Here is a 24,345-nt window from a genome sequence, read left to right as displayed (position 1 = left end):
GGTAAATTCACCACTTTGATCATCAGTAGAAAGTGAGGCAGCATTAGAATGAAAGCAACTGGAATCGTACGTCGAATTGATGATTTAGGCAGGGTAGTAATCCCGAAGGAAATTCGTAGAACTTTACGTATTCGAGAAGGAGACCCACTAGAAATATTTGTTGATCGCGATGGAGAGGTAATTTTAAAGAAGTATTCTCCAATTAGTGAGCTAGGTGATTTTGCGAAAGAATATGCTGATGCTTTATATGACAGCTTAGGACATAATGTGCTTGTGTGTGATCGAGATTCTATCATCGCAGTATCAGGCGTATCGAAAAAAGAATACTTAAATAAAAGTGTTGGCGATCTAATTGAAAAAACGATGGAAGAACGAAAGTCTGTTATTATGACGGATGAAAGTGATATTTCCATTATTGATGGTGTAACAGAAAAGGTTCATTCTTATACAGTTGGACCGATTGTTGCAAACGGAGATCCGATTGGAGCCGTCATTATTTTTTCGAAAGAAGCCATTATAAGCGAGATCGAGCATAAAGCGGTTAATACTGCTGCCAGTTTCTTAGCGAAACAAATGGAACAGTAAGGGTATATTGATTTTAGAAGTAGCAATCTTTCCTAATTATGATCTTTCTTTTTGAGAAATCAATTATTTGGAGATATATGTATATTGAATGAAGGTAGCACTTTGCTACCTTTTTTCGTTGAATATTTTTAACATTTAGGAACTCATTATTACCCGTGTTGGTAAGGGAGTTTGTTCTTTTCTTTATGATATAATACGAGAGGTGAGAATAGAAAAAGGAGTTTTCTTGTATGGAAGCGAAGAAGTATCAAGCCTTTTGGCGTGGGGCTATTATATTAACGATTGCAAGTTTCGTTACAAAAGTATTAAGCGCTTTTTACCGTATTCCATATCAAAATATAGCGGGGGATATTGGGTTTTATATTTACCAACAAATTTACCCGTTTTATGGATTTTGTTTAATTTTAGCTACTTATGGATTTCCTGTTATCATTTCGAAAATGGTTGCAGAACGACTAGAGCGGGGAAAACAAAAAGAAGCAGAAGAAATTATTTGTGTATCTTTTTGGTTCTTATTAGGGATTGGTTTTATAGGCTTCTTTACACTGTTTTTTGGGGCCGAAACAATTGCGGTAGCTATGGGCGATATACATTTAGATAAGTTACTACGTGTTATTTCATTTTCATTCTTATTGATGCCATTTTTGTCTGTAGCAAGAGGGTATTTTCAAGGATTCAATAATATGATGCCAACGGCTGTTTCGCAAGTAATAGAACAAACAATTCGAGTTTCTATTATTGTATTTTTATCGCTATTCCTAATTGCTCACGGATTTGATTTATATACAGTTGGTGCAGGGGCTATGTTAGGCTCAATTGCGGGTGGACTTATTGGGATTATTGTACTTATATTGTATATGCGTCAAGATTTTCGTTCTATATTCTTCAAAAGTGCAGCGAGAATTAAGGGTAAAAGGAAGATAGTTAAAATCCTTTTTTGGCAGGGGTTAGCGATTTGTGTTAGTAATTTAGTGCTTATTTTTATACAGATGGCTGATTCAGTGTCCTTTTACAGCTTACTTATTGGTGCGGGAGAACAGGCTGAAAATGCAAAGGTATTAAAGGGTGTTTATGATAGAAGTATTCCGCTAATGCAATTAGGTACTGTTGTGACGACTTCTTTCTCGTTGTCACTTATTCCGATTATTACAGCGGCGAAGGAAAGAGGAGATCTTTCCTTTATTCAAGAAAAGGTAAAGTTAGCAATGAAAATAACATTTGTTATTGGACTTGCAGCAGCTATTGGACTAACTTGTATTATTCAACCTACCAATATTATGTTGTTTGAAAACAGTGATGGATCAGATGTTTTATCTATTTTATCGTTATCTATTTTATTTAGTTCATTGTCAATTACGACAGCTTCTATTTTACAAGGATTAGGGCAAACGTTTAAGCCAGCGTTATTTGTTGTATTTGGAGGTTGCTTAAAGTTAGCGTTAAATTATATATTCATGCCTTATTTTGGTGTGAAAGGTGCAGCTTTTGCGACTTTATGTGCGTTAATTATAATCTCTGGATTAAATAGTTTGTTGCTTACGAGAGCTGTATCAGGGTCACTTATCAATAAGCGAAATATGTTAGGGATAGTAATTAGTGGTATCTGTATGGGGTTTGTATTAATGATGTTCACACGTGTGTTACAGATGTCTGGATTAGTAATTAATACGGAACATAGAGGAAGCGCGACGCTTGAAGCGTTGTTAGGTGTAGCCATCGGCGGATTGACATATATGTTTTTTATTTTGAAATTACATGTATTTACAAAAAAAGAATTAGGAACCGTTATGAAACAAGAGAAAAAAGAAGGTTCATTGAAGAAGAGTGGATAGAGGTGACTGGTTGTGAGTGGAATCATTACTATTTTAGGTTTAGGAGCTGGTGAATTAGATCAGCTAACGATGGGTGTATATCGAAAAATAAAAGAAGCAGACCATCTGTTTGTTAGAACGAAGGAACATCCAGTTATAGAAGAATTGGAGAAAGAAGGCGTACAATATACGTCTTTTGATGCTGTATATGAAGCGCATGATACGTTTGAAATTGTATATGAAACAATTGCGAATAAATTGCTAGAACAAGCTGAAGGTACAGAAATTATCTATGCTGTTCCCGGGCATCCACTTGTAGCAGAAAGAACAGTTCAGCTACTGTTAGAAAAAGGAGAAGTTTCAAATGTTGAAGTGCGAATCGAGGGTGGACAAAGTTTCCTTGATCCTATGTTTGCAAGTCTAAAGATTGATCCGATTGAAGGATTCCAATTACTTGATGCTACATCATTTGAAAGAGGGCAATTAGAACTGCGTCAACATTTAATCTTTTGCCAAGTATATGATGCATTCGTTGCATCTGATGTGAAATTAACATTAATGGAGATGTTACCAGATGATTATGAAGTGTATATCGTAACAGCTGCAGGAACTTCATTTGAACAAGTAAAGAAGGTACCGTTGTACATGTTAGATCATGAAACGGAATTGAATAATTTAACGAGTGTGTACGTGCCGCCAGTTCAGGAGCGTGCGTCCTTGTATCAACAGTTTGATGTTCTTAGAGAAATTATTGCGGAACTTCGTGGTCCAAATGGTTGTCCGTGGGATAAAAAGCAAACACATCAATCATTAAAGAAATATTTAATTGAGGAAGCTTATGAAGTGTTGGAAGCAATCGATGAAGAGGATGATGATCACTTAGTAGAAGAATTAGGTGATATATTATTACAAGTTATGCTTCATGCTCAAATCGGAGAAGATGAAGGTTGGTTCTCTATAGATGATATCATTCGAACTCTATCTGAGAAAATGGTTCGTCGTCATCCGCATGTGTTTGGAAATACGGATGTAAACAGCGCTGATGAAGTGATTGCAAATTGGGAAGAAATTAAAAAACAAGAAAAAGGATTCGTGAAAGAATCTGTTTTAAATGGCGTTCCAAAAAGTTTGCCGCAGTTACTACGCGCCTATGAAATTCAGAAGAAAGCTGGTAAGGTTGGATTTGATTGGGTTGATGTGCAACCGATGATAGAGAAAGCTTTGGAAGAATGGCAAGAGTTCCAACAAGAGGTTACAAATATGGATGAGGAAAAGATGCTGGGTGAGTTTGGTGATTTACTATTTGCATTTGTTAATATAGCTCGTCATTACAAAATAGATCCAGAAGAGGCGTTACGTTCAACTAATGAGAAATTTACTGGTCGTTTTTTATACATGGAGGCAAAAGTAGCTGAAATGAATAAAGAGATGAAAGATTTATCATTAGAACAGTTAGATGTTTTATGGGAAGAAGCGAAACAAACAGAGCGTTAATAGGGGGATTTGATATGCGTCTAGATAAGTTTTTAAAAGTATCACGTTTAATTAAAAGAAGAACATTAGCGAAAGAAGTAGCTGATCAAGGAAGAATATCTATTAATGGTCAAGTGGCAAAAGCGAGTTCTGATGTGAAAGTAGCTGATGAATTAACAATTCGTTTTGGTCAAAAAATAGTGACTGTGAAAATAAATGAATTAAAAGAAACAACTAAAAAAGAAGATGCAGCAAATATGTATAGCTTAGTTCGTGAAGAAAAAGTAAAAGCGGAAGAAGGCTTGTTCTAAAATCATGTATCCCCTCATACATTACTATTAGCTAGTAAAAACCTATGGGGGGATTTACGTGAATAATGGTTACTCACCTACGTCTTCTAATCAACAAAATGTTTCTGTAGAGCATGACATTATTATGCGTGGCAGGCGTATAATTGATATTACCGGTGTGAAGCAGGTAGAGAGTTTTGATAGCGAAGAGTTTTTACTAGAGACCGTAATGGGTTTTTTAACGATTCGTGGTCAAAATTTACAAATGAAAAATTTAGATGTGGAAAAAGGTATTGTGTCGATTAAAGGGAAAGTTAATGAGATGCTGTATATTGATGAAAATCAAGGGGAAAAAACTAAAGGTTTCTTTAGTAAGTTGTTTAAATGAGCTTAACAATTCAGTTGTATACAATGCTTTCAATGATTGGAATGGGTGCTTGGATTGGAGCGTCTTTAGATACATATCAACGTTTTTTAAAGCGCCAAGAACGTAAACGTTGGCTTGTATTTATACATGATATATTATTTTGGATTGTCCAAGCATTATTCGTCTTTTATGTATTGCTTCTCGTAAATGAAGCTGAGCTACGTATATATGTGTTTTTGGCATTATTATGTGGTTTTGCGGCATATCAAAGCTTATTGAAGGCACTATACATGAAGCTGTTAAATTTTCTCATCTATATTTTTATGCAAACAACATATTTTTTTGTTCGAATTATACAGCTACTCATGATAAAACCTGTTATTATTATAGCGCAGCTATTTATTGCATTTATATTATTCTTATTTCGTATACTGCTTTCAATTGGACATGTGTTATGGAAAATGGTGATTTGGATATTACTTTTCATATGGAAAGTTTTTTTCTGGCCTGTTCGATTTATTGCTTCGCTCATATGGAAACTTCTCCCTAATCGTGTTAAACTTTTTATAGTGAAACATATAGGGTTCCTGCAATATATAGCAAAATTGAAGGGACATATCTTCCAACTATGGGAGCATATAAAAAAGAAGTTAGGGGGACCTCGGAAATGAGGGAACTGAGACAAAGAACAATCGAAAAACAGAGTCCAAATCCTGTTAAAGAGCATATAATACAAACGGATGAGAACAGGAAGCGACTTTATCGCCGTTTAGCGGTTTTTCTTGTCTTTACTTTTACAATTATTGCGAGTATTAGTGTAACGTTTTATCAACAAAACAGTTCCATTAAAGCAAAAGAAGCAAAAGTTAAGGACATGAAAAAAGAACTGGATTCATTAACGAATAAAGAAAAAAGTCTAAAAGACGAAGTTCAAAAGTTAAATGATGAAGAGTACGTATTAAAGATTGCTAGAAGGGATTATTTCTTCTCTGGTAAAGGGGAGATAATTTTTCCTGTTTCTAAGTAGAGTATGTCTTATTGACACTATATTTTAGGATTATATATAATAAAGTAAAATTTGACTTTTTAACCACTAAGGAGGAGCATTTTTTTTATGTCAATCGAGGTAGGCAGCAAGTTACAGGGTAAAGTAACAGGTATTACAAATTTTGGGGCTTTTGTGGAGCTGCCAGAGGGCTTAACGGGTCTTGTTCATATTAGTGAAGTTGCTGATAACTATGTAAAAGATATTAACGATCACTTAAAAGTGGGCGACCAAGTAGAAGTAAAAGTTATTAATGTTGAAAAAGATGGAAAGATTGGTTTATCTATCAAAAAAGCGAAAGAACGTGAAAAAACAGAAGGAGATCGTCCACGTGGTGAATACCAACGCGGTGGTGATCAACAACGTTCTGGACGTCCACAACGTAATAATCGCTCTTTCAACAGAGATAATCGCGGTGGCGGTAACGACCGAGCTCCGAAAGAAACATTTGAGCAAAAGATGGCACGCTTCTTAAAAGATAGCGAAGATCGTTTAACTTCTTTAAAGCGTAACACAGAGTCTAAACGTGGTGGCCGTGGCGCGCGTCGCGGATAATAAGGACGTTTAGTTTTTAACATATAGAGAGGTACCCAGAGTAATGTCTCAGGGTGCTTTTTTATATGTAAAAAATATTTTCAAAAAAGTTTTTGAGATGTGTTGACTTTAATTAGTATCTGATGTAAGATACTAATTGTCCGTTAAATAAGACGACATGGCGGTGTAGCTCAGCTGGCTAGAGCGTACGGTTCATACCCGTGAGGTCGGGGGTTCGATCCCCTCCGCCGCTATATTTAATTTAACGGCCCGTTGGTCAAGTGGTTAAGACACCGCCCTTTCACGGCGGTAACACGGGTTCGAATCCCGTACGGGTCATCTAAAAAGATCATGCAAATTTGCATGATCTTTTTTTGTTAAATAAATTAAGATATACAACACTTCTACAAAATCACCCTATATTTTCTGAATGTTTAATTAAAATCTCGAAAATAACTTACATACCCTGTATATCTGTAGAGTTATTTCGAATAAAAAGTCGAACGATTATAAAAGTGAAAACTGTTGTTTTGACAAAAAAACCAACAATCATCTTTTATAATGACAGTAATTAAACTATGCAGGTGGTGTTAAAAATATGCCTAAAGCAGGAAGGAATACTATGAATACAAGTGCATTGGCAATGAATGAGAGTCAGCTTGATGGAATAAAGTGGACGAGTAAGTTGCGAATGAAATTTGAGCAAGTTTTCTTTAGATGGGGATTTATTATTGTTGTTATTGGTTTTCTTTTGGGACGAGCATATATATTAACAAATATTTTACCGTTTGCACTGCCATTTTTTGCTGCTGTTTATGTTATGAAGCGGGATAAGATGCCGCTAGCATTTTTAGCTCTAATGGGAGGAGCTCTTTCAGTATCGATAGATAATTTGTTTTTTACCTTTGCATCTATCTTTACCTTCTTCATTTATAATATCTTCTTTAGTCGATTTACACGTAAAACTGTTGGACTTGTTCCATTTCAAGTATTTATCTCCGCATTAACCGCACACTTAGTTGTTGTATATTTTGCACAACAAACTGTCACCATGTACGATTTACTCGTTAGTACCATTGAGGCTGGGCTTAGTTTTGTATTAACTATGATATTTTTACAAAGTGTCCCACTTTTAGTGGAAAGGAAAGGAAAACAACAGGCATTAGAGACGGAAGAAATTGTTTGTTTGATTATATTACTAGCATCTGTTTTAACGGGTACAACAGATTGGTTTGTATATGATGCTTCTATTCAACATATTTTTACAAGGTATTTAGTGCTAGTATTTGCATTTATTGCGGGTGCTGCCACAGGGTCTACAGTGGGGGTTGTAACAGGACTAATATTAAGTTTAGCAAATGTGTCTAGCTTGTCTCAGCTTAGCCTTCTTGCTTTTTCTGGATTGCTTGGTGGATTGTTAAAAGAAGGAAAGCGTTTAGGTGTTAGTTTAGGTTTATTAATTGGGACAAGCTTAATTACATTATATGTAGACAAACAGACAAATATTGTAACAACTTTAATTGAGTCAGGTGTAGCGATTGTTATCTTCTTATTAACACCGAAGCTTGTTTTGGATCGTATTGCTAAATTTATGCCAGGTACACAAGAGCATTCGCAAGATCAACAACAATATTTAAGAAGGATGCGTGATGTTACAGCAAATAAAATCAACCAATTTGCAAATGTATTTGCTGCTTTATCTAATAGCTTTTCTGTATATGGGTATGTAGAGGAAGAAGATAAAGAGACAGAAGCAGATTTGTTTTTGAGTACAATTACTGCGAAAACATGTCAAACATGCTTTAAAAAGGATCAATGCTGGGTAGTGAATTTTGATAAAACGTACGATTATATGAAACAAATAATGAATGAAACGGAAGAAGGAACCCTGCAACATAATCGTAAATTAGTTCGTGAGTGGGACAAGCATTGTGTGAGAGGGAAAAAAGTGACGGATTTAGTAGTCGGTGAATTAGATCACTTCTATGAGGGACAAAAATTACGAAAACAAATGAAGGAAAATCGTAGAATAGTAGCGGAGCAACTATTAGGTGTATCAAAGGTTATGGAGGATTTTGCTAAGGAGATACAACGAGAGCGTGAAAATCATCAAGTGCAGGAAGAACAGATTATGCAAGCGTTCCGAGATTTTGGTGTCGAAGTAGAGCATGTTGATATTTATTGTTTAGATAGAGGAAGTATTGATATTGAAATGTTAATTCCAGTTGCATCTAATGAACATGGTGAGTGTGAAAAGTTAGTTGCACCGATGCTTTCAGATATCCTTAAAGAAAATATTGTCGTTAAACATGAAGAAAAGTCTTCTTATCCAAATGGCCATAGTTTAATATCATTTGGTTCGGCGAAGACGTATTCTCTTGATACAGGATTGGCTACAGCTGCAAAAGGCGGTGGATTTGTTTCGGGTGACTCTTATGCGATGATGGATTTAAGTGTTGGTAAATATGCACTTGCGATTAGTGATGGTATGGGTAATGGGCAAAGAGCTCATATGGAAAGTAAGGAAACGGTGAAATTATTACAAAAAATACTCCAATCAGGCATTGATGAAGAAATAGCAATTAAGTCTATCAATTCAATTCTTTCTTTGAGAACGACAGAAGAAATGTTTACGACATTAGATTTAGCTATGGTAGATTTGCGGGATGCGAGTGCAAGGTTTTTAAAGATTGGATCAACGCCGAGTTTTGTTAAACGCGCAAATAATATTTTGAAAATTGAAGCAAGTAATTTGCCGATGGGAATCATCGAAGATGTTGAAGTTGATGTGGTGGGTGAACAATTAAAAACGGGCGATATTCTTATTATGATGAGTGATGGGATTTTTGAAGGAGCACAGCATGTGGAGAATCATGAATTGTGGATGAAACGAAAAATTAAAGAATTGCAAACCGAAGACCCGCAAGAAATTGCTGATATCATTATGGAAGAAGTGATTCGCTCTTGTGATGGTTATATAAATGATGATATGACTATTGTAGTGGCAAAAGTGAAGAAAAATATGCCGAAGTGGGCTACGATTCCGATTGTAGGAATGCAAGCGCAGTAAAATGTAAGTGGAATGTTTATCTATAATTTGATTTTAAAAACCTAGGTGAATACCTAGGTTTTTTTGTGGGAAAAGGTAATGTTATTAATTTTGTGAATATACACGGAGGATGTAAGATAAAAATGTAATTTTTGTATATCTTTTTTTTGCACAATGTTTGTAAAAGTTGTACCATTGTAGACAAGGTGACTAAGGTTGCTGTTCTTGTTTAATGAAAGGTGATTGCGAAGTTGAAAGATACATTTGTTGAAAAAGTAGATGACTTTGTAAAGCAGCATGATGTATTAAAGAATGATTCAACAATTGTTGTGGGAGTTTCTGGTGGTCCTGACTCGTTAGCGCTTTTATATTATTTATTAGAAAAAAGAGCGGAAAAACAGTTGGAAATTGTAGTTGCTCATGTGGATCATATGTTTAGAGGTGATGAATCTTATGAGGATTTACAGTTTGTGCAGGGCCTTTGTGAAGAACTGGGAATTATTTGTGAAACGATAAGGATTAATGTATCACAATATCAACAGCAATACGGAATGAATGCACAGGTTGCTGCGAGAGAATGCAGATATGCATTTTTGGAAAGAATAATGAAGAAATATGATGCGAGATATGTTGCTCTTGGACATCATGGAGATGATCAAGTCGAGACAATTTTAATGCGTCTTGTAAGAGGGAGTACTCCGAAAGGATATGCAGGAATTGCAGTGAAGCGTCCTTTTCATAATGGATATTTAATTAGGCCGTTACTTGGCGTAACGAAGGAAGAAATTGTTGATTACTGTAATAAGCTAAATTTAATGCCACGTATAGATCCGAGTAATAAAAAGGAAGTATATACAAGGAATCGATTACGTAAATATGTCCTTCCTCATTTGAAAGAAGAAAATCCACAAATGCATGAGAAATTCCAAAAATTTAGCGTGCAGATGCAAGAGGATGAGGCTTATTTGCAGGAATTAGCTTTTGAGAAAATGAATAAAGTAATTACAAAAAAAAGTGATAAACAAATTAGCTTATCAATTCCTGCCTTTGAATCCATGTCTATGCCTTTACAAAGAAGAGGGATTCAACTAATATTAAACTATCTTTATGAATATAAGATTCCATCTTCTCTTTCTTCTATACATATTGACAAGTTGATTGAGTTTTTTAAGCGGACACAACCTTCAGGTTCACTTGATTTTCCGGGTGATTTGAAAATTGTTCGTTCATACGAGGAGTGTAGCTTTAGATTTAAACAAGAAATTGTCTCTCCTTTTTCACAAGATTTATTAGTACCCGGGACCATTACGCTATTGAACGGGGATGAATTTGTAACAGAGGTGAGCGAAGATATACCAAGTAACATGAATGAAACAGTATTTGTTGCTAAGTATAATGATATATCATATCCACTTCGTATTCGTTCTAGAGAAAATGGAGATCGCATGTCAATACAAGGTATGAATGGCACGAAAAAGATAAAAGCTATTTTTATCGAAGCGAAAGTACCGAAAGAAAAAAGAGAAGAATGGCCGGTCGTTTGTGATGCAAGTGGGACTATTATTTGGGTACCCTTGTTGAAACGATCTGCATTTGCAATTTCGAAAGAGATGGCAAAGAAGGATAAATATATGATTATTCACTACAAAAGCAAGGAGTCTTCCGGGAGGATAATGAAATGATGAATCAAGATATCGAAAAAGTATTAATTTCTGAAGAGCAAATACAAGAAAAGGTGCGCGAACTAGGTGCAATTATTGCAGAGGATTATAAAAACACAGTACCTCTTGCAATTGGTGTATTAAAAGGCGCAATGCCATTCATGGCAGATTTATTAAAGAGAACAGATACATATCTTGAAATGGATTTTATGGCTGTATCTAGTTACGGTCACTCTACAGTTTCAACAGGCGAAGTGAAAATTTTAAAAGATCTTGATACTTCTGTAGAAGGTCGCGATATTTTAATCGTCGAAGATATTATTGATAGTGGTCTTACACTAAGCTACTTAGTAGACTTATTCAAATATCGTAAAGCGAAGTCTGTAAAAATTGTTACATTATTAGATAAGCCAACAGGCCGTAAGGTTGATCTGAAAGCGGATTATGTTGGATTTACTGTTCCACATGAATTTGTAGTAGGATATGGATTAGATTATAAAGAGCAATACCGTAATCTTCCTTATGTAGGCGTATTAAAACCAAGCGTTTACTCAAATTAATTAAATATAGGCTTCACAATTGTATAGGAAAGTTTTTCTATGTTACGATTTACTATAGTGTTTATGCCGTGAGAGGAGGTTAGGAATGAATCGTATCTTCCGTAATACCATCTTTTATTTACTGATATTCTTAGTAGTAATTGGAATCGTGAGCTATTTTAATGGTTCGACACAAAAAACGACATCAGTTAGCTACGACAAATTCATTACTAAACTAGAAAGCGGTGAAGTGCGTAATGTGCAACTTCAACCGAAAAATGGTGTATTTGAGGTAAAAGGACAATTTAATAACTCTAGCCAAGGAGAACAATTTGTTACTTATGCACCAAATACTGAGGAATTACAAAAGAAAATTAATGATAAAGCGAAAGGTGCCGAAGTTAAGTATCAACCAGCAGAAGAAACAAGTGCTTGGGTAACATTCTTTACTTCAATCATTCCATTTGTCATCATCTTCATTTTATTCTTCTTCTTATTAAACCAAGCTCAAGGCGGCGGTAGCCGTGTTATGAACTTCGGGAAAAGTAAGGCGAAGTTATATAATGATGAAAAGAAAAAAGTTCGTTTCAGAGATGTTGCTGGTGCGGATGAAGAGAAACAAGAACTTGTTGAGGTAGTTGAATTCTTGAAAGACCCTCGTAAGTTCTCTGAAGTTGGTGCTCGTATTCCAAAGGGTGTCCTATTAGTTGGACCTCCAGGTACAGGTAAAACTTTATTAGCACGTGCTGTTGCAGGTGAGGCTGGCGTTCCATTCTTCTCTATCAGTGGTTCTGACTTCGTAGAGATGTTTGTCGGTGTCGGTGCATCACGTGTACGTGATTTATTTGAAAATGCAAAGAAAAATGCTCCTTGTATCATTTTCATTGATGAAATTGATGCAGTAGGTCGTCAACGTGGCGCAGGTCTTGGTGGTGGTCATGATGAGCGTGAGCAAACATTGAACCAATTACTTGTTGAAATGGATGGATTCGGTGCAAACGAAGGTATTATTATCGTTGCTGCGACAAACCGTCCAGACATTCTTGACCCAGCGTTATTACGTCCAGGTCGTTTTGACCGTCAAATTACAGTAGATCGTCCAGATGTAAATGGCCGTGAAGCTGTACTGAAAGTACATGCGCGTAATAAACCACTTGATGAGCATATTAATTTAAGAGCAATTGCGACTCGTACACCAGGATTCTCTGGTGCGGATCTTGAAAACTTATTAAACGAAGCTGCTTTAGTAGCTGCACGTCAAGATAAGAAGAAAATTGATATGAGTGATATCGATGAAGCGACGGATCGTGTTATTGCAGGTCCAGCTAAGAAAAGTCGTGTTATCTCTGAAAAAGAACGTAATATCGTTGCTTTCCATGAAGCAGGTCATACTGTAATTGGTGTTGTTCTTGATGAAGCAGATGTCGTTCATAAAGTAACAATTGTCCCTCGTGGTCAGGCTGGTGGATATGCGGTAATGCTTCCGAAAGAAGATCGTTACTTCATGACGAAACCAGAGTTACTTGATAAAATCACTGGTTTACTTGGTGGCCGAGTAGCTGAGGAGATTGTATTTGGTGAAGTGAGTACAGGTGCTCATAATGACTTCCAACGTGCGACTGGTATTGCAAGACGTATGGTTACGGAATTTGGTATGAGTGACAAACTTGGACCGATGCAATTTGGTAGCTCGCAAGGTGGTCAAGTGTTCTTAGGAAGAGACTTCCACTCAGAACAAAACTATAGTGATGCGATTGCACATGAAATCGATATGGAAATGCAATCAATTATGAAAGAATGTTATGCTCGTGCAAAACAAATTCTTACTGAAAACCGTGATAAACTAGATATTATCGCACAAACGTTACTTGAAGTAGAAACGTTAGATGCAGAGCAAATCAATCATTTATGTGATTACGGCAGATTGCCAGAACGTCCAACATCTTCAGATGATGTGAAAGTAAACATCAACATGAAGAAAGACGATGAAGATAAAGAAGATAAGTAAGAAGTGAAGGAGTGACTATCGTCACTCCTTTTTTGTTTGTTAAAATCTTTGTTAATTACTATTGAGAACTTAGTGGATAAAGTAATTTAAGTAAAACTAGTATTAAAAATTGAAATAGAGAGCAATCTTTTTGTAAAATGATGAGGATAGGAAAGCTGATTATATAAGTATGTGTGATATGATGTTTTTATAAGTTTTATACATACTGCACAAATATAGATTAAATAAGATAAGTGGTGAGAATATGATTTTTGTATTGGATGTAGGGAACACAAATGCTGTACTAGGTGTGTTTGAAGAGGGGGAACTTCGTCAGCATTGGCGCATGGAAACAGATCGTCATAAGACAGAAGATGAATATGGAATGCTTGTAAAGCAATTGCTTGAGCATGAGGGTCTTTCGTTTGAAGATGTGAAAGGTATTATTGTGTCTTCAGTCGTACCACCAATTATGTTTGCTTTAGAGCGCATGTGTGAAAAATATTTTAAAATTAAACCGCTTGTAGTAGGGCCTGGGATAAAAACAGGACTAAATATTAAATATGAAAATCCGCGTGAAGTAGGCGCAGACCGAATTGTAAATGCAGTAGCAGGAATCCACTTATATGGAAGTCCGCTCATTATTGTTGATTTTGGTACGGCTACTACATATTGTTATATTAACGAAGAAAAACATTATATGGGTGGAGTTATTACGCCAGGAATTATGATTTCAGCAGAGGCTTTATATAGCAGAGCAGCAAAACTTCCTCGTATCGAAATTACAAAACCAAGCAGTGTTGTTGGGAAAAATACAGTAAGTGCGATGCAATCTGGTATTCTTTATGGTTATGTTGGACAAGTGGAAGGTATTGTTAAGCGTATGAAAGAAGAAGCTAGACAAGAACCTAAAGTTATTGCAACAGGTGGATTGGCAAAATTAATTTCCGAAGAATCGAATGTAATTGATATTGTAGATCCGTTTTTAACGTTAAAAGGTTTGTATATGTTATATGAACGTAATGCAAATTTACAGCATGAGAAAGGTGAATAAATACGTATGAAAGATTATTTAGTAAAAGCGTTAGCATTTGATGGAGAAGTGCGTGCGTATAGTGTGCGTACAACAAATACAGTAAGTGAGGCGCAAAGACGTCATGATACATGGAGAACAGCTTCAGCGGCACTAGGGCGTTCTTTGACTGCGGGTACAATGATGGGCGCAATGTTAAAGGGCGAGCAAAAGTTAACGATTAAGGTAGAAGGTAACGGTCCAATTGGCCCTATCTTAGTAGATGCTCATGCAAATGGAGATGTACGTGGTTATGTAACGAATCCGCATGTTGATTTTGAAGGAACAGAACAAGGGAAGTTACGTGTATATCAAGCGGTAGGTACAGAGGGGTTTGTAACTGTAATTAAAGATATTGGAATGCGTGAGCCGTTTATTGGTCAATCTCCAATCGTTTCAGGAGAATTAGGAGAAGACTTTACGTATTATTTTGCAGTTTCTGAACAAACGCCTTCTTCTGTAGGTGTTGGTGTTCTTGTAAATGGAGATGATAGCATATTAGCGGCAGGTGGATTCATCCTTCAAATTATGCCGGGTGCGCAAGATGAAACGATTTCATTTATTGAAGACCGTTTACAAAAGATTCCACCTGTATCAACGTTGATTGAACAAGGTCTTTCTCCGGAAGAGCTACTATATGCAGTTCTTGGAGAAGATAAAGTAAAAGTATTAGAAACAATGGATGTTCAATTTAATTGCACATGCTCACGCGAGCGTATTGAGAGTGTATTAATTAGTTTAGGTAAAACAGAGTTAGAGCAAGTTCGTGAAGAAGAGGAAGAGACAGAAGTTCACTGTCATTTCTGTAATGAACGATACAAGTTCTCTAAAGAAGATATTACAAATTTAATCGAGAATTTGTAATAAGGGAATTAAGAGGAGCAATCCTCCAAATGAATTGACAAACAGGGAATTTTCTGACAAAATCTAAATATAGATAAAACCAATAAAAATACTCGGTGTTAGGAGTGACAGGAATGCGAGTGGCACAATCAGTTTCAGAATTAATCGGGAAAACGCCGATCGTTAAGTTGAACCGCATCGTAGAATCAGACAGCGCAGATATATACTTAAAATTAGAATTTATGAATCCGGGGAGTAGTGTTAAAGATCGTATCGCATTAGCTATGATTGAAGATGCTGAAAAAAAGGGATTATTAAAAGAGGGCGATACAATCATTGAGCCGACAAGTGGTAACACAGGAATTGGTTTAGCGATGGTAGCGGCTGCTAAAGGATATAATGCAATCTTAGTAATGCCAGAAACAATGAGTATTGAGCGTCGTAATTTATTACGTGCTTACGGTGCGGAATTAGTATTGACTCCAGGGCCTGAAGGAATGGGTGGAGCAATTCGTAAAGCGACTGAATTAGCAAAAGAACATGGCTACTTTATACCACAACAGTTCAAAAACCAATCGAATCCAGAAATTCACCGTTTAACAACAGGTCCAGAAATTATTGAACAAATGGGCGACCAATTAGATGCGTTTATTGCAGGTATTGGTACAGGTGGAACGATTACTGGTGCTGGTGAAGTACTGAAGGAAGCGTATAAAGATATTAAAATTTATGCAGTAGAACCTGCAGATTCACCAGTATTATCTGGTGGGAAGCCAGGTCCACATAAAATCCAAGGAATTGGGGCGGGATTTGTTCCGGAGACGTTGGATGTAGAAGTATATGATGAAATTATTCAAGTGAAAACAGAGCAAGCATTTGAATATGCGAGAAGAGTGGCTAAAGAGGAAGGTATTTTAGTTGGTATCTCTTCAGGCGCAGTTATTTATGCAGCAACAGAGGTTGCGAAAAAGTTAGGTAAAGGGAAAAAGGTACTTGTTATTATCCCGAGTAACGGTGAACGTTATTTAAGTACACCACTTTATCAATTTGAATCCTAATTAAACGCGATTGAAAAAGCATCCTTGAAAAAGGGTGCTTTTTCTTTTGGGATTGGAAATAGGAAAAGAGTGAATGACTAGAAAACTTCATGTAAAATAAGAGGTAGTATAATTAAATTATTTTCACTAGCCTTCGAGTATAATCAATCTCTATATAAATAACTTATGTAGTTTGAGCTGGTTTATCTAAGAGGGTGGGATAAAAGAAGACGGGGTGTTGATATGCAACGAAGAAAATCTTTAGCGCTTTCTATTCCATATCAGTTAGATTTCTTTAAGCAATATAAATTTCTTTCTCAGGGTAAATCGCAACATATTTTGTTAGAAAGCGGCCGTGGCGGTCGTTATAACATTGTAGGGCTGAACCCAGTAGCGGTAATTCGAGGGAAGGATGAAACGTTACATATAAGTGAAAGTGGTAAGGAAACAATAAAACGAGGGAATCCGTTAGATTTAATGCAAGAATATATGGAACAATGGAAGACGGACTATAACCCAGAGTATCCGCCTTTTCAAGGTGGTGCAATTGGCTATTTCAGTTATGACTGTATCCGTTATATTGAAAAGCTGCCTTCTCTTGCGGAAGATGATATTAATATACCTGACATCTTCTTTTTGTTATTTGATGACGTATTTGTCTATGATCAAAAAGAACAAGTGTTATGGGTTATTACGCATTATGTAGATAAATATGAAGAGGCGAAAGAACGGCTAAATGAGTGGAAGAGTCTTTGGATGACAGAAGCGCCTGAAGTGACCGTGCCCTTTGAAAGTCCTGAAAAGAAAAGCGAAGCAGTTGCTTTTACTGAAGCCAGCTTTATGAAGGCAGTTGAATGTATTCAAGAATATATTGGGGCGGGTGATGTGTTCCAAGTAAACTTGTCGACGAGACAAGAAAGAACGTTACAGACACACCCGCTAGAAATTTATACAAGTCTTCGTGAGATTAATCCATCTCCATATATGGGTTACCTGGAGCTTGGGGATTTTCAAATTGTTAGTGGATCGCCAGAGTTGTTAATTAAGAAACAAGGAACTGAAGTAAGTACAAGACCGATTGCTGGAACGAGATCTAGAGGTGCGGATGAGCAAGAGGATGAAGAATTAGCAAGAGAATTAATTGAGAACGAAAAAGAAAGAGCAGAGCATGTAATGCTTGTGGATTTAGAAAGAAATGATTTAGGACGTGTTTGTAAATATGGCACTGTAGAAGTAGATGAATTTATGGTAATTGAGAAATACTCACATGTTATGCATATTGTTTCTAATGTGCGTGGTGAGGTGGAAGAAGATAAAGATGCTTTTGATTTAGTGAAGGCTGTATTCCCTGGGGGAACAATTACTGGTGCCCCAAAAATACGTACGATGGAAATTATTGAGGAATTAGAACCTGTTCGAAGAGGGATTTATACAGGTTCAATCGGTTGGATTGGTTATTCTGGAGATACAGAATTGAATATTGTAATTAGAACACTTCTTGCTAAAGATGGAAAAGCTCATGTACAAGCAGGGGCGGGAATTGTAATTGATTCAAATCCGGAAAATGAATATAAAGAGTCGTTAAAAAAGGCGATTGCTTTATGGCGTGCAAAAGAACGTAGCGAAGAAACGGTTAGGTGAGAGAAATGATATTAATGATTGATAATTATGATTCTTTTACATTTAATTTAGTGCAGTTTCTTGGAGAACTTGGACAAGAGCTCGTTGTTAAACGTAACGATGAAGTGACCATTTCAGATATTGAGAATATGAAACCAGATTTTCTAATGATTTCTCCAGGCCCATGTAGTCCTAATGAAGCTGGGATTAGTATGGAAGCTATTAAATACTTTGCTGGAAAGACTCCGATTTTTGGTGTTTGTCTAGGGCATCAATCTATTGCACAAGTGTTTGGGGGAGAGGTTGTCCGTGCAGAGCGATTAATGCATGGAAAAACGTCGCTTATGCATCATGATGGAAAGACGATTTTTTCGGATATTCCTAATCCGTTTACTGCGACGCGCTATCATTCCCTTATTGTTAAGAAAGAGACGTTACCCGATTGCTTAGAGGTAACATCTTGGACAGAGGAAGGGGAAATTATGGCACTTCGTCATAAGACATTACCGATAGAGGGTGTGCAATTCCATCCAGAATCTATTATGACTTCTCATGGGAAAGAGCTGTTGCAGAATTTCATTCGTAAATACAGTCCAAGTGCGACATTATGTTAATTTACGTAAATGGTCAGTATGTAGAAGCAAGTGAAGCGAGAATTTCTCCTTATGATCATGGTTATTTATATGGTCTTGGAGTTTTTGAAACGTTTCGTATTTATAATGGTCATCCTTTCTTATTGGATGATCATTATAACCGTTTAATAGAGGCGCTGGATACATTGCAAATTAAATGGACAATGACAAAAAATGATGTGATGCTTATTTTGAAAGATTTACTCGCTAAGAATGAATTGAAGCATGCATATGTACGTTTTAATGTATCGGCGGGTATAGATGAAATAGGATTACAAACGGAAATGTATGAAGAGCCTTCTGTTATTGTTTTTATAAAACCTTTAACAGCTCCAGGGGATGTAGTGGAAAAAGAAGGTGTTATTCTAAAACAAGTGCGAAATACACCGGAAGGGACATTTCGCCTGAAGTCTCATCACTATTTAAATAATATTTTAGGGAAGCGTGAAATTGGAAATGTTGTGAGTAAGGAAGGTATTTTCCTCACTGAAGCAGGTTATGTTGCAGAGGGCATTGTTTCGAATCTATTCTTTGTGAAAGGTGATGTTTTATATACACCTTCGTTAGAGGCAGGGATTTTAAATGGTATCACTCGTGCGTTTATTATAAAGAGTGCTGAAGAATTAAATATAGAAGTAAAGGAAGGTTTCTTTACAAAAGATGAGTTATTTTCAGCGGATGAAGTCTTCGTAACAAACTCCATTCAAGAAATTGTTCCGCTTTATCGTATAGAAGCGCAGGATTTCCCGGGTAAAGTAGGAGTGGTTACAAAAAGTTTAATGTACCTTTATGGAATGCAAAGAGAGAAATTATGGAGCAGAAATGAATTACGAAGAGGAGATGTGTAGTTTGAAGTGGGATTATGATTTGCGCTGCGGCGAATATACATTGAATTTAAATGAAAAAACATTAATTATGGGGATTTTAAATGTAACACCAGATTCGTTTTCTGATGGTGGGAGTTACAACGAGGTAGATGCTGCGGTACGTCACGCAAAAGAAATGCAAGGTCAAGGTGCTCATATTATTGATATTGGTGGCGAATCTACTCGCCCAGGTTTTGCTAAAGTATCAGTAGAAGAAGAAATAAAGCGAGTTGTCCCGATGATTCAAGCAGTTTCAAAAGAAGTAAAATTGCCTATATCTATCGATACATATAAAGCTGAAGTTGCAAAGCAAGCAATTGAGGCTGGTGGTCATATTATTAATGATATTTGGGGAGCGAAGGCGGAGCCAAAAATTGCTGAAGTCGCAGCTCATTATGATGTACCCATCATTTTAATGCATAACCGCGATAATATGAATTATCGTAATTTAATGGCGGATATGATTGCTGATTTGTATGACAGTATTAAAATTGCTAAAAATGCTGGTGTGCCAGATGAGAATATTATTTTAGATCCAGGTATCGGTTTTGCTAAAACACCTGAGCAGAACTTAGAGGCGATGCGTAATTTAGAACAGTTAAATGTGCTAGGTTATCCAGTTCTCTTAGGTACTTCGAGAAAGTCCTTTATTGGGCACGTATTAGATTTGCCAGTGGAGGAACGCCTTGAGGGAACAGGAGCTACCATTTGTCTTGGTATTGAAAAGGGCTGTGAGTTTGTTCGTGTCCATGATGTGAAAGAAATGGCGCGTATGGCTAAAATGATGGATGCGATGATTGGTAAGGGGGTAAGGTAATTGGATAAAATTTATATCCATGATATGGAGTTTTATGGTTATCATGGTGTGTTCCCAGAGGAGAATAAATTAGGTCAGAGATTTAAAGTTGACTTAACGGTGGAGTTGGATTTAAAGCGTGCAGGGGAAAGTGATGACTTAGAGCATTCGGTCAATTATGGAGAGCTTTTCGAATTATGTAGAAAAGTTGTTGAGGATAGAAAGTATAAGCTTGTGGAGAGTATCGCTGAAAATATTGCTGCAGATATATTAAAACAATATGAAAGTATTTCACGCTGTACAATTAAGGTAATTAAGCCGGATCCACCGATACCGGGTCATTATCGTGCTGTAGCAGTAGAAATTACGAGAGAACGTCCATGAACAATATAGCTTACATTGCATTAGGGTCAAATATTGGAGAGCGTTATACGTATCTAACTGAAGCGATTCAGTTTTTAAATAAAAATCCTTATATTCAGGTTGATGATATTTCATCTGTATATGAAACTGAGCCAGTTGGCTATACTGACCAAAGTTGCTTTTTAAATTTAGTTATAAAAATTTCTACCAATTTATCACCACAAGAGTTATTGAAAGTAACACAAAAAGTAGAAAATGACCTAGGAAGAAAAAGGGAAATTAGGTGGGGGCCGAGGACTATCGACCTTGACATTTTACTTTATAATCAAGAGAATATTGAAGCAGAGAATCTTATTGTTCCGCATCCGCGGATGTTTGAAAGAGCTTTTGTTATCGTTCCGTTGTTAGAGATTAATCAAGACATAAAACAAAATATTTCACGTTCACAAGTAGAAGAAATGAAAAGGCGAGAGGGAGTAACGGTATGGAAGCAGAAAAATGGGGAAGACGCATTCGTGCTTTTCGAAAGCTAAAAGGCTATACACAAGAAGGTTTTGCTAAAGAACTAGGGGTATCTGTATCTGTTTTAGGTGAGGTTGAGAGAGGGAATAGATCGCCTTCTCAAGATTTTGTAGTAGAAGTTGCTAAGGCATTAAATGTTTCGATAGAGGAATTAATGCCAAAGTGATTGTACAGGAAGGAGTAGGTTGATTGTTAAAGATTGCAAATATCGAGATGAAAAATCCGGTTGTACTAGCACCGATGGCGGGAGTGTGTAACTCTGCATTCCGTTTAACAGTAAAAGAATTTGGTGCCGGCTTAGTTTGTGCTGAAATGGTAAGTGATAAGGCAATATTACTTAATAATAAAAGAACATTAGATATGTTATATATCGACGAGAGAGAAAAGCCATTAAGTTTACAAATTTTTGGTGGAGAGAAAGAAACTCTTGTAGATGCTGCGAAATATGTAGATAAATATACGACAGCAGACATAATTGATATTAATATGGGTTGTCCAGTGCCGAAAATCGTTAAATGTGATGCGGGGGCAAGGTGGCTTTTAGATCCGAATAAAATATATGAAATGGTAGCAGCGGTTGTAGATGCTGTAGAAAAGCCGGTTACAGTTAAAATGCGTATCGGTTGGGATGAAGAACATATTTTCGCAATAGAAAATGCTAGGGCTGTTGAGCGTGCTGGTGGCCAAGCTGTGGCGGTTCACGGACGTACACGAGTGCAAATGTATGAAGGAAAAGCGGATTGGGATATTATTAAACAAGTAAAACAATCTGTAAATATCCCGGTTATCGGAAATGGTGATGTCGCAACGCCGCAAGATGCAAAGCGTATGCTTGATGAAATTGGTGTAGATGGTGTTATGATTGGTCGTGCGGCTCTTGGAGATCCGTGGATGATTTATCGTACGGTAAAGTATTTGGAGACAGGTGAATTAATGCCGGAACCAACAGTGCGCGAGAAAATTGATGTATGTATGTTACATCTAGATCGTCTTATTGACTTAAAGAACGAAAGTGTCGCTGTAAGAGAGATGAGAAAACATGCAGCTTGGTATTTAAAAGGTGTTCGTGGTAATGCGAGTGTACGTAATGGTATTAATGCTTGTAACACACGGGAAGACCTTGCGAATGTGTTAGGTACATTTGTAGAAGAAGTGGAAGCGAAACAACAAACAATTTACGTTGGTTAATAATGGACATAGGAGATTGACATTCTTCTATACACTTCCTATAATTACGTGAAAGAAAGAAGAGCTGCCAGTTAGTTGCTGGCAGTTTTTCTAGTTGAGTAGAAAATGCTATACTGTATATATTGTAAAATTAAATAGAGCTGGAGTGATATCAATATCATGGATAACATGAACCACGAAGAATTAAACGACCAATTGATTGTTCGTCGTGAAAAGCTACATAATTTACGTGAACAAGGAATTGACCCGTTCGGTAAAAGATTTGAACGCACAAATTCAACAACTGATTTAGTGAGTCTATATGGAGAGTTCTCTAAGGAAGAATTAGAGGAGAAGGAAATCGCTGTTTCTATCGCTGGTCGTATTATGACAAAACGCGGAAAAGGGAAAGCTGGATTTGCACACGTTCAAGATTTACATGGACAAGTTCAAATTTATGTTCGTAAAGATGCTGTTGGAGATGACGAGTACGAATTATTTAAAACAGCAGATTTAGGTGATTTAGTAGGTATTGAAGGTAAAGTGTTCAAAACAAACGTTGGAGAACTTTCAGTAAAAGCAACAGGCTTTACGCTATTAACGAAATCTCTTCGTCCATTACCAGATAAATACCATGGATTAAAAGATGTTGAACAACGCTACCGTCAACGTTACTTAGACTTAATTACAAGTATGGAAAGTCGTGAAACGTTCGTTACTCGTAGTAAAATCATTCGTGAGATGAGAAGATACCTAGATGACAACGGTTATCTTGAAGTGGAAACACCTATGATGCATGCAATTGCAGGTGGAGCTTCTGCGCGTCCTTTCACTACACATCATAATGCGTTAGATATGGAATTATATATGCGTATCGCAATTGAGCTACATTTAAAGCGTCTTATTGTGGGTGGTTTGGAAAAAGTATATGAGATCGGCCGTGTATTCCGTAATGAGGGTGTATCAACTCGTCATAACCCTGAGTTTACAATGATTGAATTATATGAAGCATACGCTGATTATAAAGATATTATGAAGTTAACAGAAGATATGGTTGCTCATATCGCGAAAAAAGTACTGGGTACAACAACAATCCAGTATGGTGATTATGAAATTAATCTAGAACCAGAATGGACACGTCTTCATATGGTAGATGCGATTAAGCAATACTCTGGAGCTGATTTCTGGAATCCGATGAGTGTAGAAGAAGCACGTGAGCTTGCAAAAGAACATAATGTAGAAATTAAAGATACAATGGAAGTTGGTCATATTATAAATGAATTCTTCGAACAAAAAGTAGAAGATAAATTAATCCAACCAACATTTATTTACGGTCATCCGGTAGAAATCTCGCCGCTTGCGAAAAAGAATGATGAAGATCCAAGATTTACAGATCGTTTCGAATTATTTATCGTTGCGCGTGAACATGCAAATGCATTCACTGAGTTAAATGATCCAATCGATCAAAAAGAACGTTTTGAAGCGCAATTAAAAGAGCGCGAACAAGGTAATGATGAAGCTCATATGATGGATGACGATTATATTGAAGCTCTTGAGTACGGTATGCCTCCTACGGGTGGATTAGGAATCGGTATTGATCGTCTAGTTATGTTATTAACAAATGCACCATCTATTCGTGATGTATTATTATTCCCTGCTATGCGCCATAAACAAGACTAAGCTTTGGAGATTTCTCCAAAGCTTTTTTTATTTGAGCATGAGTTGCGTGGGTATAGTAAGTCTTGATAGTGCGAGAAATTATATTTATATAGAAGAAATGTGCTGTTTTTATACTTTTTTACTAAGTTAAAAATTTTATTAGAAAAACTATTGCATTTTAATAATCAAACTGGTATATTTATATTCGTTGCCACGAAAGGTAACAAACAAAACAAACGAAAAACAACTTATTGAAAAAAGTTGTTGACGAAAATATAACGAAATGTTATATTGATAAAGTCGCTTCTGAGCGACGAAGTAGTTCTTTGAAAACTGAACGAAACAAACAACGTGAAACGTCAATTTTTATTTTAGATGCTAGACAAACTAACTTTATTGGAGAGTTTGATCCTGGCTCAGGATGAAC

General features: G+C 36.5%; 24 protein-coding genes and 2 tRNA genes. All 26 read left to right on the top strand.

From position 1 onward, the window contains the following. Positions 1-48 precede the first annotated feature (48 nt). Positions 49-585 carry a stage V sporulation protein T gene (gene spoVT, locus MR112_RS27965; protein WP_000648302.1) on the top strand — a complete coding sequence of 179 codons (537 nt, stop codon included), beginning with the start codon at positions 49-51 and terminating at the stop codon, positions 583-585. A 230-nt stretch (positions 586-815) separates the two neighbouring features. Beyond that, positions 816-2,417, top strand: coding sequence for a putative polysaccharide biosynthesis protein (locus MR112_RS27960; RefSeq protein WP_074553638.1), 1,602 nt, complete (start codon positions 816-818; stop codon positions 2,415-2,417). 12 nt (positions 2,418-2,429) lie between these two features. Next, positions 2,430-3,890 carry a bifunctional methyltransferase/pyrophosphohydrolase YabN gene (yabN, locus tag MR112_RS27955; RefSeq protein WP_000014239.1) on the top strand — a complete coding sequence of 487 codons (1,461 nt, stop codon included), beginning with the start codon at positions 2,430-2,432 and terminating at the stop codon, positions 3,888-3,890. 14 nt (positions 3,891-3,904) lie between these two features. Then, positions 3,905-4,180: an RNA-binding S4 domain-containing protein gene (locus MR112_RS27950; protein WP_001234876.1), complete on the top strand. Its 276-nt coding sequence runs from the start codon at positions 3,905-3,907 to the stop codon at positions 4,178-4,180. Between the two features lie 58 nt (positions 4,181-4,238). Beyond that, complete coding sequence (gene yabP, locus MR112_RS27945; protein WP_001059104.1) at positions 4,239-4,547, top strand: sporulation protein YabP; 309 nt, start codon at positions 4,239-4,241, stop codon at positions 4,545-4,547. Next, on the top strand, positions 4,544-5,197 hold the full coding sequence (yabQ, locus tag MR112_RS27940) for a spore cortex biosynthesis protein YabQ (RefSeq protein WP_000059772.1): 654 nt from the start codon (positions 4,544-4,546) through the stop codon (positions 5,195-5,197). Before yabP ends, yabQ begins: the two co-directional genes overlap by 4 nt. Further along, positions 5,194-5,553: a cell division protein DivIC gene (gene divIC / locus MR112_RS27935; RefSeq protein ID WP_001208739.1), complete on the top strand. Its 360-nt coding sequence runs from the start codon at positions 5,194-5,196 to the stop codon at positions 5,551-5,553. Before yabQ ends, divIC begins: the two co-directional genes overlap by 4 nt. Before the next feature lie 87 nt (positions 5,554-5,640). After that, positions 5,641-6,126 (top strand): S1 domain-containing RNA-binding protein, encoded by a 486-nt coding sequence (locus MR112_RS27930; protein ID WP_000021451.1) that lies wholly within the window; start codon positions 5,641-5,643, stop codon positions 6,124-6,126. A gap of 159 nt (positions 6,127-6,285) precedes the next feature. Next, positions 6,286-6,359, top strand: a tRNA-Met gene (locus MR112_RS27925). Positions 6,360-6,372: 13 nt separating this feature from the next. Beyond that, positions 6,373-6,444: transfer RNA gene (locus MR112_RS27920), tRNA-Glu, on the top strand. A 259-nt stretch (positions 6,445-6,703) separates the two neighbouring features. Beyond that, entirely contained in the window at positions 6,704-9,175 is a 2,472-nt protein-coding gene (gene spoIIE / locus MR112_RS27915; protein ID WP_242245865.1) for a stage II sporulation protein E, read from the top strand. Between the two features lie 230 nt (positions 9,176-9,405). Then, positions 9,406-10,836 (top strand): tRNA lysidine(34) synthetase TilS, encoded by a 1,431-nt coding sequence (tilS, locus tag MR112_RS27910; RefSeq protein WP_000655463.1) that lies wholly within the window; start codon positions 9,406-9,408, stop codon positions 10,834-10,836. After that, a complete protein-coding gene (hpt, locus tag MR112_RS27905) occupies positions 10,833-11,375 on the top strand; it encodes a hypoxanthine phosphoribosyltransferase (protein WP_000981842.1) in 543 nt (180 codons plus the stop codon). Before tilS ends, hpt begins: the two co-directional genes overlap by 4 nt. A gap of 85 nt (positions 11,376-11,460) precedes the next feature. Next, positions 11,461-13,362 carry an ATP-dependent zinc metalloprotease FtsH gene (ftsH, locus tag MR112_RS27900; RefSeq protein ID WP_001079674.1) on the top strand — a complete coding sequence of 634 codons (1,902 nt, stop codon included), beginning with the start codon at positions 11,461-11,463 and terminating at the stop codon, positions 13,360-13,362. Between the two features lie 244 nt (positions 13,363-13,606). Continuing rightward, positions 13,607-14,395, top strand: a complete 789-nt coding sequence (locus MR112_RS27895) for a type III pantothenate kinase (RefSeq protein ID WP_000578368.1) — start codon at positions 13,607-13,609, stop codon at positions 14,393-14,395. 6 nt (positions 14,396-14,401) lie between these two features. Beyond that, positions 14,402-15,277, top strand: a complete 876-nt coding sequence (gene hslO, locus MR112_RS27890) for a redox-regulated molecular chaperone HslO (RefSeq protein WP_000656372.1) — start codon at positions 14,402-14,404, stop codon at positions 15,275-15,277. A gap of 113 nt (positions 15,278-15,390) precedes the next feature. Beyond that, entirely contained in the window at positions 15,391-16,314 is a 924-nt protein-coding gene (cysK, locus tag MR112_RS27885; RefSeq protein WP_001261712.1) for a cysteine synthase A, read from the top strand. 222 nt (positions 16,315-16,536) lie between these two features. After that, on the top strand, positions 16,537-17,934 hold the full coding sequence (gene pabB / locus MR112_RS27880) for an aminodeoxychorismate synthase component I (RefSeq protein ID WP_001189720.1): 1,398 nt from the start codon (positions 16,537-16,539) through the stop codon (positions 17,932-17,934). A 5-nt stretch (positions 17,935-17,939) separates the two neighbouring features. Continuing rightward, positions 17,940-18,527 (top strand): aminodeoxychorismate/anthranilate synthase component II, encoded by a 588-nt coding sequence (gene pabA, locus MR112_RS27875; RefSeq protein ID WP_000602290.1) that lies wholly within the window; start codon positions 17,940-17,942, stop codon positions 18,525-18,527. After that, positions 18,521-19,393 carry an aminodeoxychorismate lyase gene (gene pabC, locus MR112_RS27870; RefSeq protein ID WP_242245862.1) on the top strand — a complete coding sequence of 291 codons (873 nt, stop codon included), beginning with the start codon at positions 18,521-18,523 and terminating at the stop codon, positions 19,391-19,393. The genes pabA and pabC overlap by 7 nt, the downstream gene beginning before the upstream one ends. Beyond that, a complete protein-coding gene (gene folP / locus MR112_RS27865; protein ID WP_242245861.1) occupies positions 19,368-20,228 on the top strand; it encodes a dihydropteroate synthase in 861 nt (286 codons plus the stop codon). Before pabC ends, folP begins: the two co-directional genes overlap by 26 nt. Then, on the top strand, positions 20,229-20,591 hold the full coding sequence (folB, locus tag MR112_RS27860; protein WP_000358062.1) for a dihydroneopterin aldolase: 363 nt from the start codon (positions 20,229-20,231) through the stop codon (positions 20,589-20,591). Continuing rightward, positions 20,588-21,103: a 2-amino-4-hydroxy-6-hydroxymethyldihydropteridine diphosphokinase gene (gene folK / locus MR112_RS27855; protein ID WP_001059450.1), complete on the top strand. Its 516-nt coding sequence runs from the start codon at positions 20,588-20,590 to the stop codon at positions 21,101-21,103. Before folB ends, folK begins: the two co-directional genes overlap by 4 nt. Then, positions 21,055-21,258 carry a helix-turn-helix domain-containing protein gene (locus tag MR112_RS27850; RefSeq protein ID WP_000387031.1) on the top strand — a complete coding sequence of 68 codons (204 nt, stop codon included), beginning with the start codon at positions 21,055-21,057 and terminating at the stop codon, positions 21,256-21,258. The genes folK and MR112_RS27850 overlap by 49 nt, the downstream gene beginning before the upstream one ends. A 23-nt stretch (positions 21,259-21,281) precedes the next feature. Further along, positions 21,282-22,280 carry a tRNA dihydrouridine synthase DusB gene (gene dusB / locus MR112_RS27845; RefSeq protein WP_000912251.1) on the top strand — a complete coding sequence of 333 codons (999 nt, stop codon included), beginning with the start codon at positions 21,282-21,284 and terminating at the stop codon, positions 22,278-22,280. Between the two features lie 159 nt (positions 22,281-22,439). Next, entirely contained in the window at positions 22,440-23,939 is a 1,500-nt protein-coding gene (gene lysS, locus MR112_RS27840) for a lysine--tRNA ligase (protein ID WP_000369668.1), read from the top strand. Positions 23,940-24,345 lie beyond the last annotated feature (406 nt).

This window comes from Bacillus cereus group sp. BfR-BA-01330, from assembly GCF_022663885.1.
Classification (GTDB): domain Bacteria; phylum Bacillota; class Bacilli; order Bacillales; family Bacillaceae_G; genus Bacillus_A; species Bacillus_A cereus.
Note: the sequence above shows the minus strand (reverse complement) of the source record. Positions and strands in the feature narration are given on the sequence as shown.

Bases quoted from the DNA above. Each gene is read 5' to 3' on its own strand.
- spoIIE (WP_242245865.1), top strand. From the start codon at position 6,704: ATGCCTAAAGCAGGAAGGAATACTATGAATACAAGTGCATTGGCAATG.
- folP (WP_242245861.1), top strand. From the start codon at position 19,368: ATGAATTACGAAGAGGAGATGTGTAGTTTGAAGTGGGATTATGATTTG.
- ftsH (WP_001079674.1), top strand. From the start codon at position 11,461: ATGAATCGTATCTTCCGTAATACCATCTTTTATTTACTGATATTCTTA.
- MR112_RS27960 (WP_074553638.1), top strand. From the start codon at position 816: ATGGAAGCGAAGAAGTATCAAGCCTTTTGGCGTGGGGCTATTATATTA.
- MR112_RS27930 (WP_000021451.1), top strand. From the start codon at position 5,641: ATGTCAATCGAGGTAGGCAGCAAGTTACAGGGTAAAGTAACAGGTATT.
- MR112_RS27895 (WP_000578368.1), top strand. From the start codon at position 13,607: ATGATTTTTGTATTGGATGTAGGGAACACAAATGCTGTACTAGGTGTG.
- folK (WP_001059450.1), top strand. From the start codon at position 20,588: ATGAACAATATAGCTTACATTGCATTAGGGTCAAATATTGGAGAGCGT.
- cysK (WP_001261712.1), top strand. From the start codon at position 15,391: ATGCGAGTGGCACAATCAGTTTCAGAATTAATCGGGAAAACGCCGATC.
- MR112_RS27850 (WP_000387031.1), top strand. From the start codon at position 21,055: ATGGAAGCAGAAAAATGGGGAAGACGCATTCGTGCTTTTCGAAAGCTA.
- divIC (WP_001208739.1), top strand. From the start codon at position 5,194: ATGAGGGAACTGAGACAAAGAACAATCGAAAAACAGAGTCCAAATCCT.
- hslO (WP_000656372.1), top strand. From the start codon at position 14,402: ATGAAAGATTATTTAGTAAAAGCGTTAGCATTTGATGGAGAAGTGCGT.
- pabB (WP_001189720.1), top strand. From the start codon at position 16,537: ATGCAACGAAGAAAATCTTTAGCGCTTTCTATTCCATATCAGTTAGAT.
- hpt (WP_000981842.1), top strand. From the start codon at position 10,833: ATGATGAATCAAGATATCGAAAAAGTATTAATTTCTGAAGAGCAAATA.
- pabC (WP_242245862.1), top strand. From the start codon at position 18,521: ATGTTAATTTACGTAAATGGTCAGTATGTAGAAGCAAGTGAAGCGAGA.
- pabA (WP_000602290.1), top strand. From the start codon at position 17,940: ATGATATTAATGATTGATAATTATGATTCTTTTACATTTAATTTAGTG.
- yabQ (WP_000059772.1), top strand. From the start codon at position 4,544: ATGAGCTTAACAATTCAGTTGTATACAATGCTTTCAATGATTGGAATG.
- spoVT (WP_000648302.1), top strand. From the start codon at position 49: ATGAAAGCAACTGGAATCGTACGTCGAATTGATGATTTAGGCAGGGTA.
- lysS (WP_000369668.1), top strand. From the start codon at position 22,440: ATGGATAACATGAACCACGAAGAATTAAACGACCAATTGATTGTTCGT.
- MR112_RS27950 (WP_001234876.1), top strand. From the start codon at position 3,905: ATGCGTCTAGATAAGTTTTTAAAAGTATCACGTTTAATTAAAAGAAGA.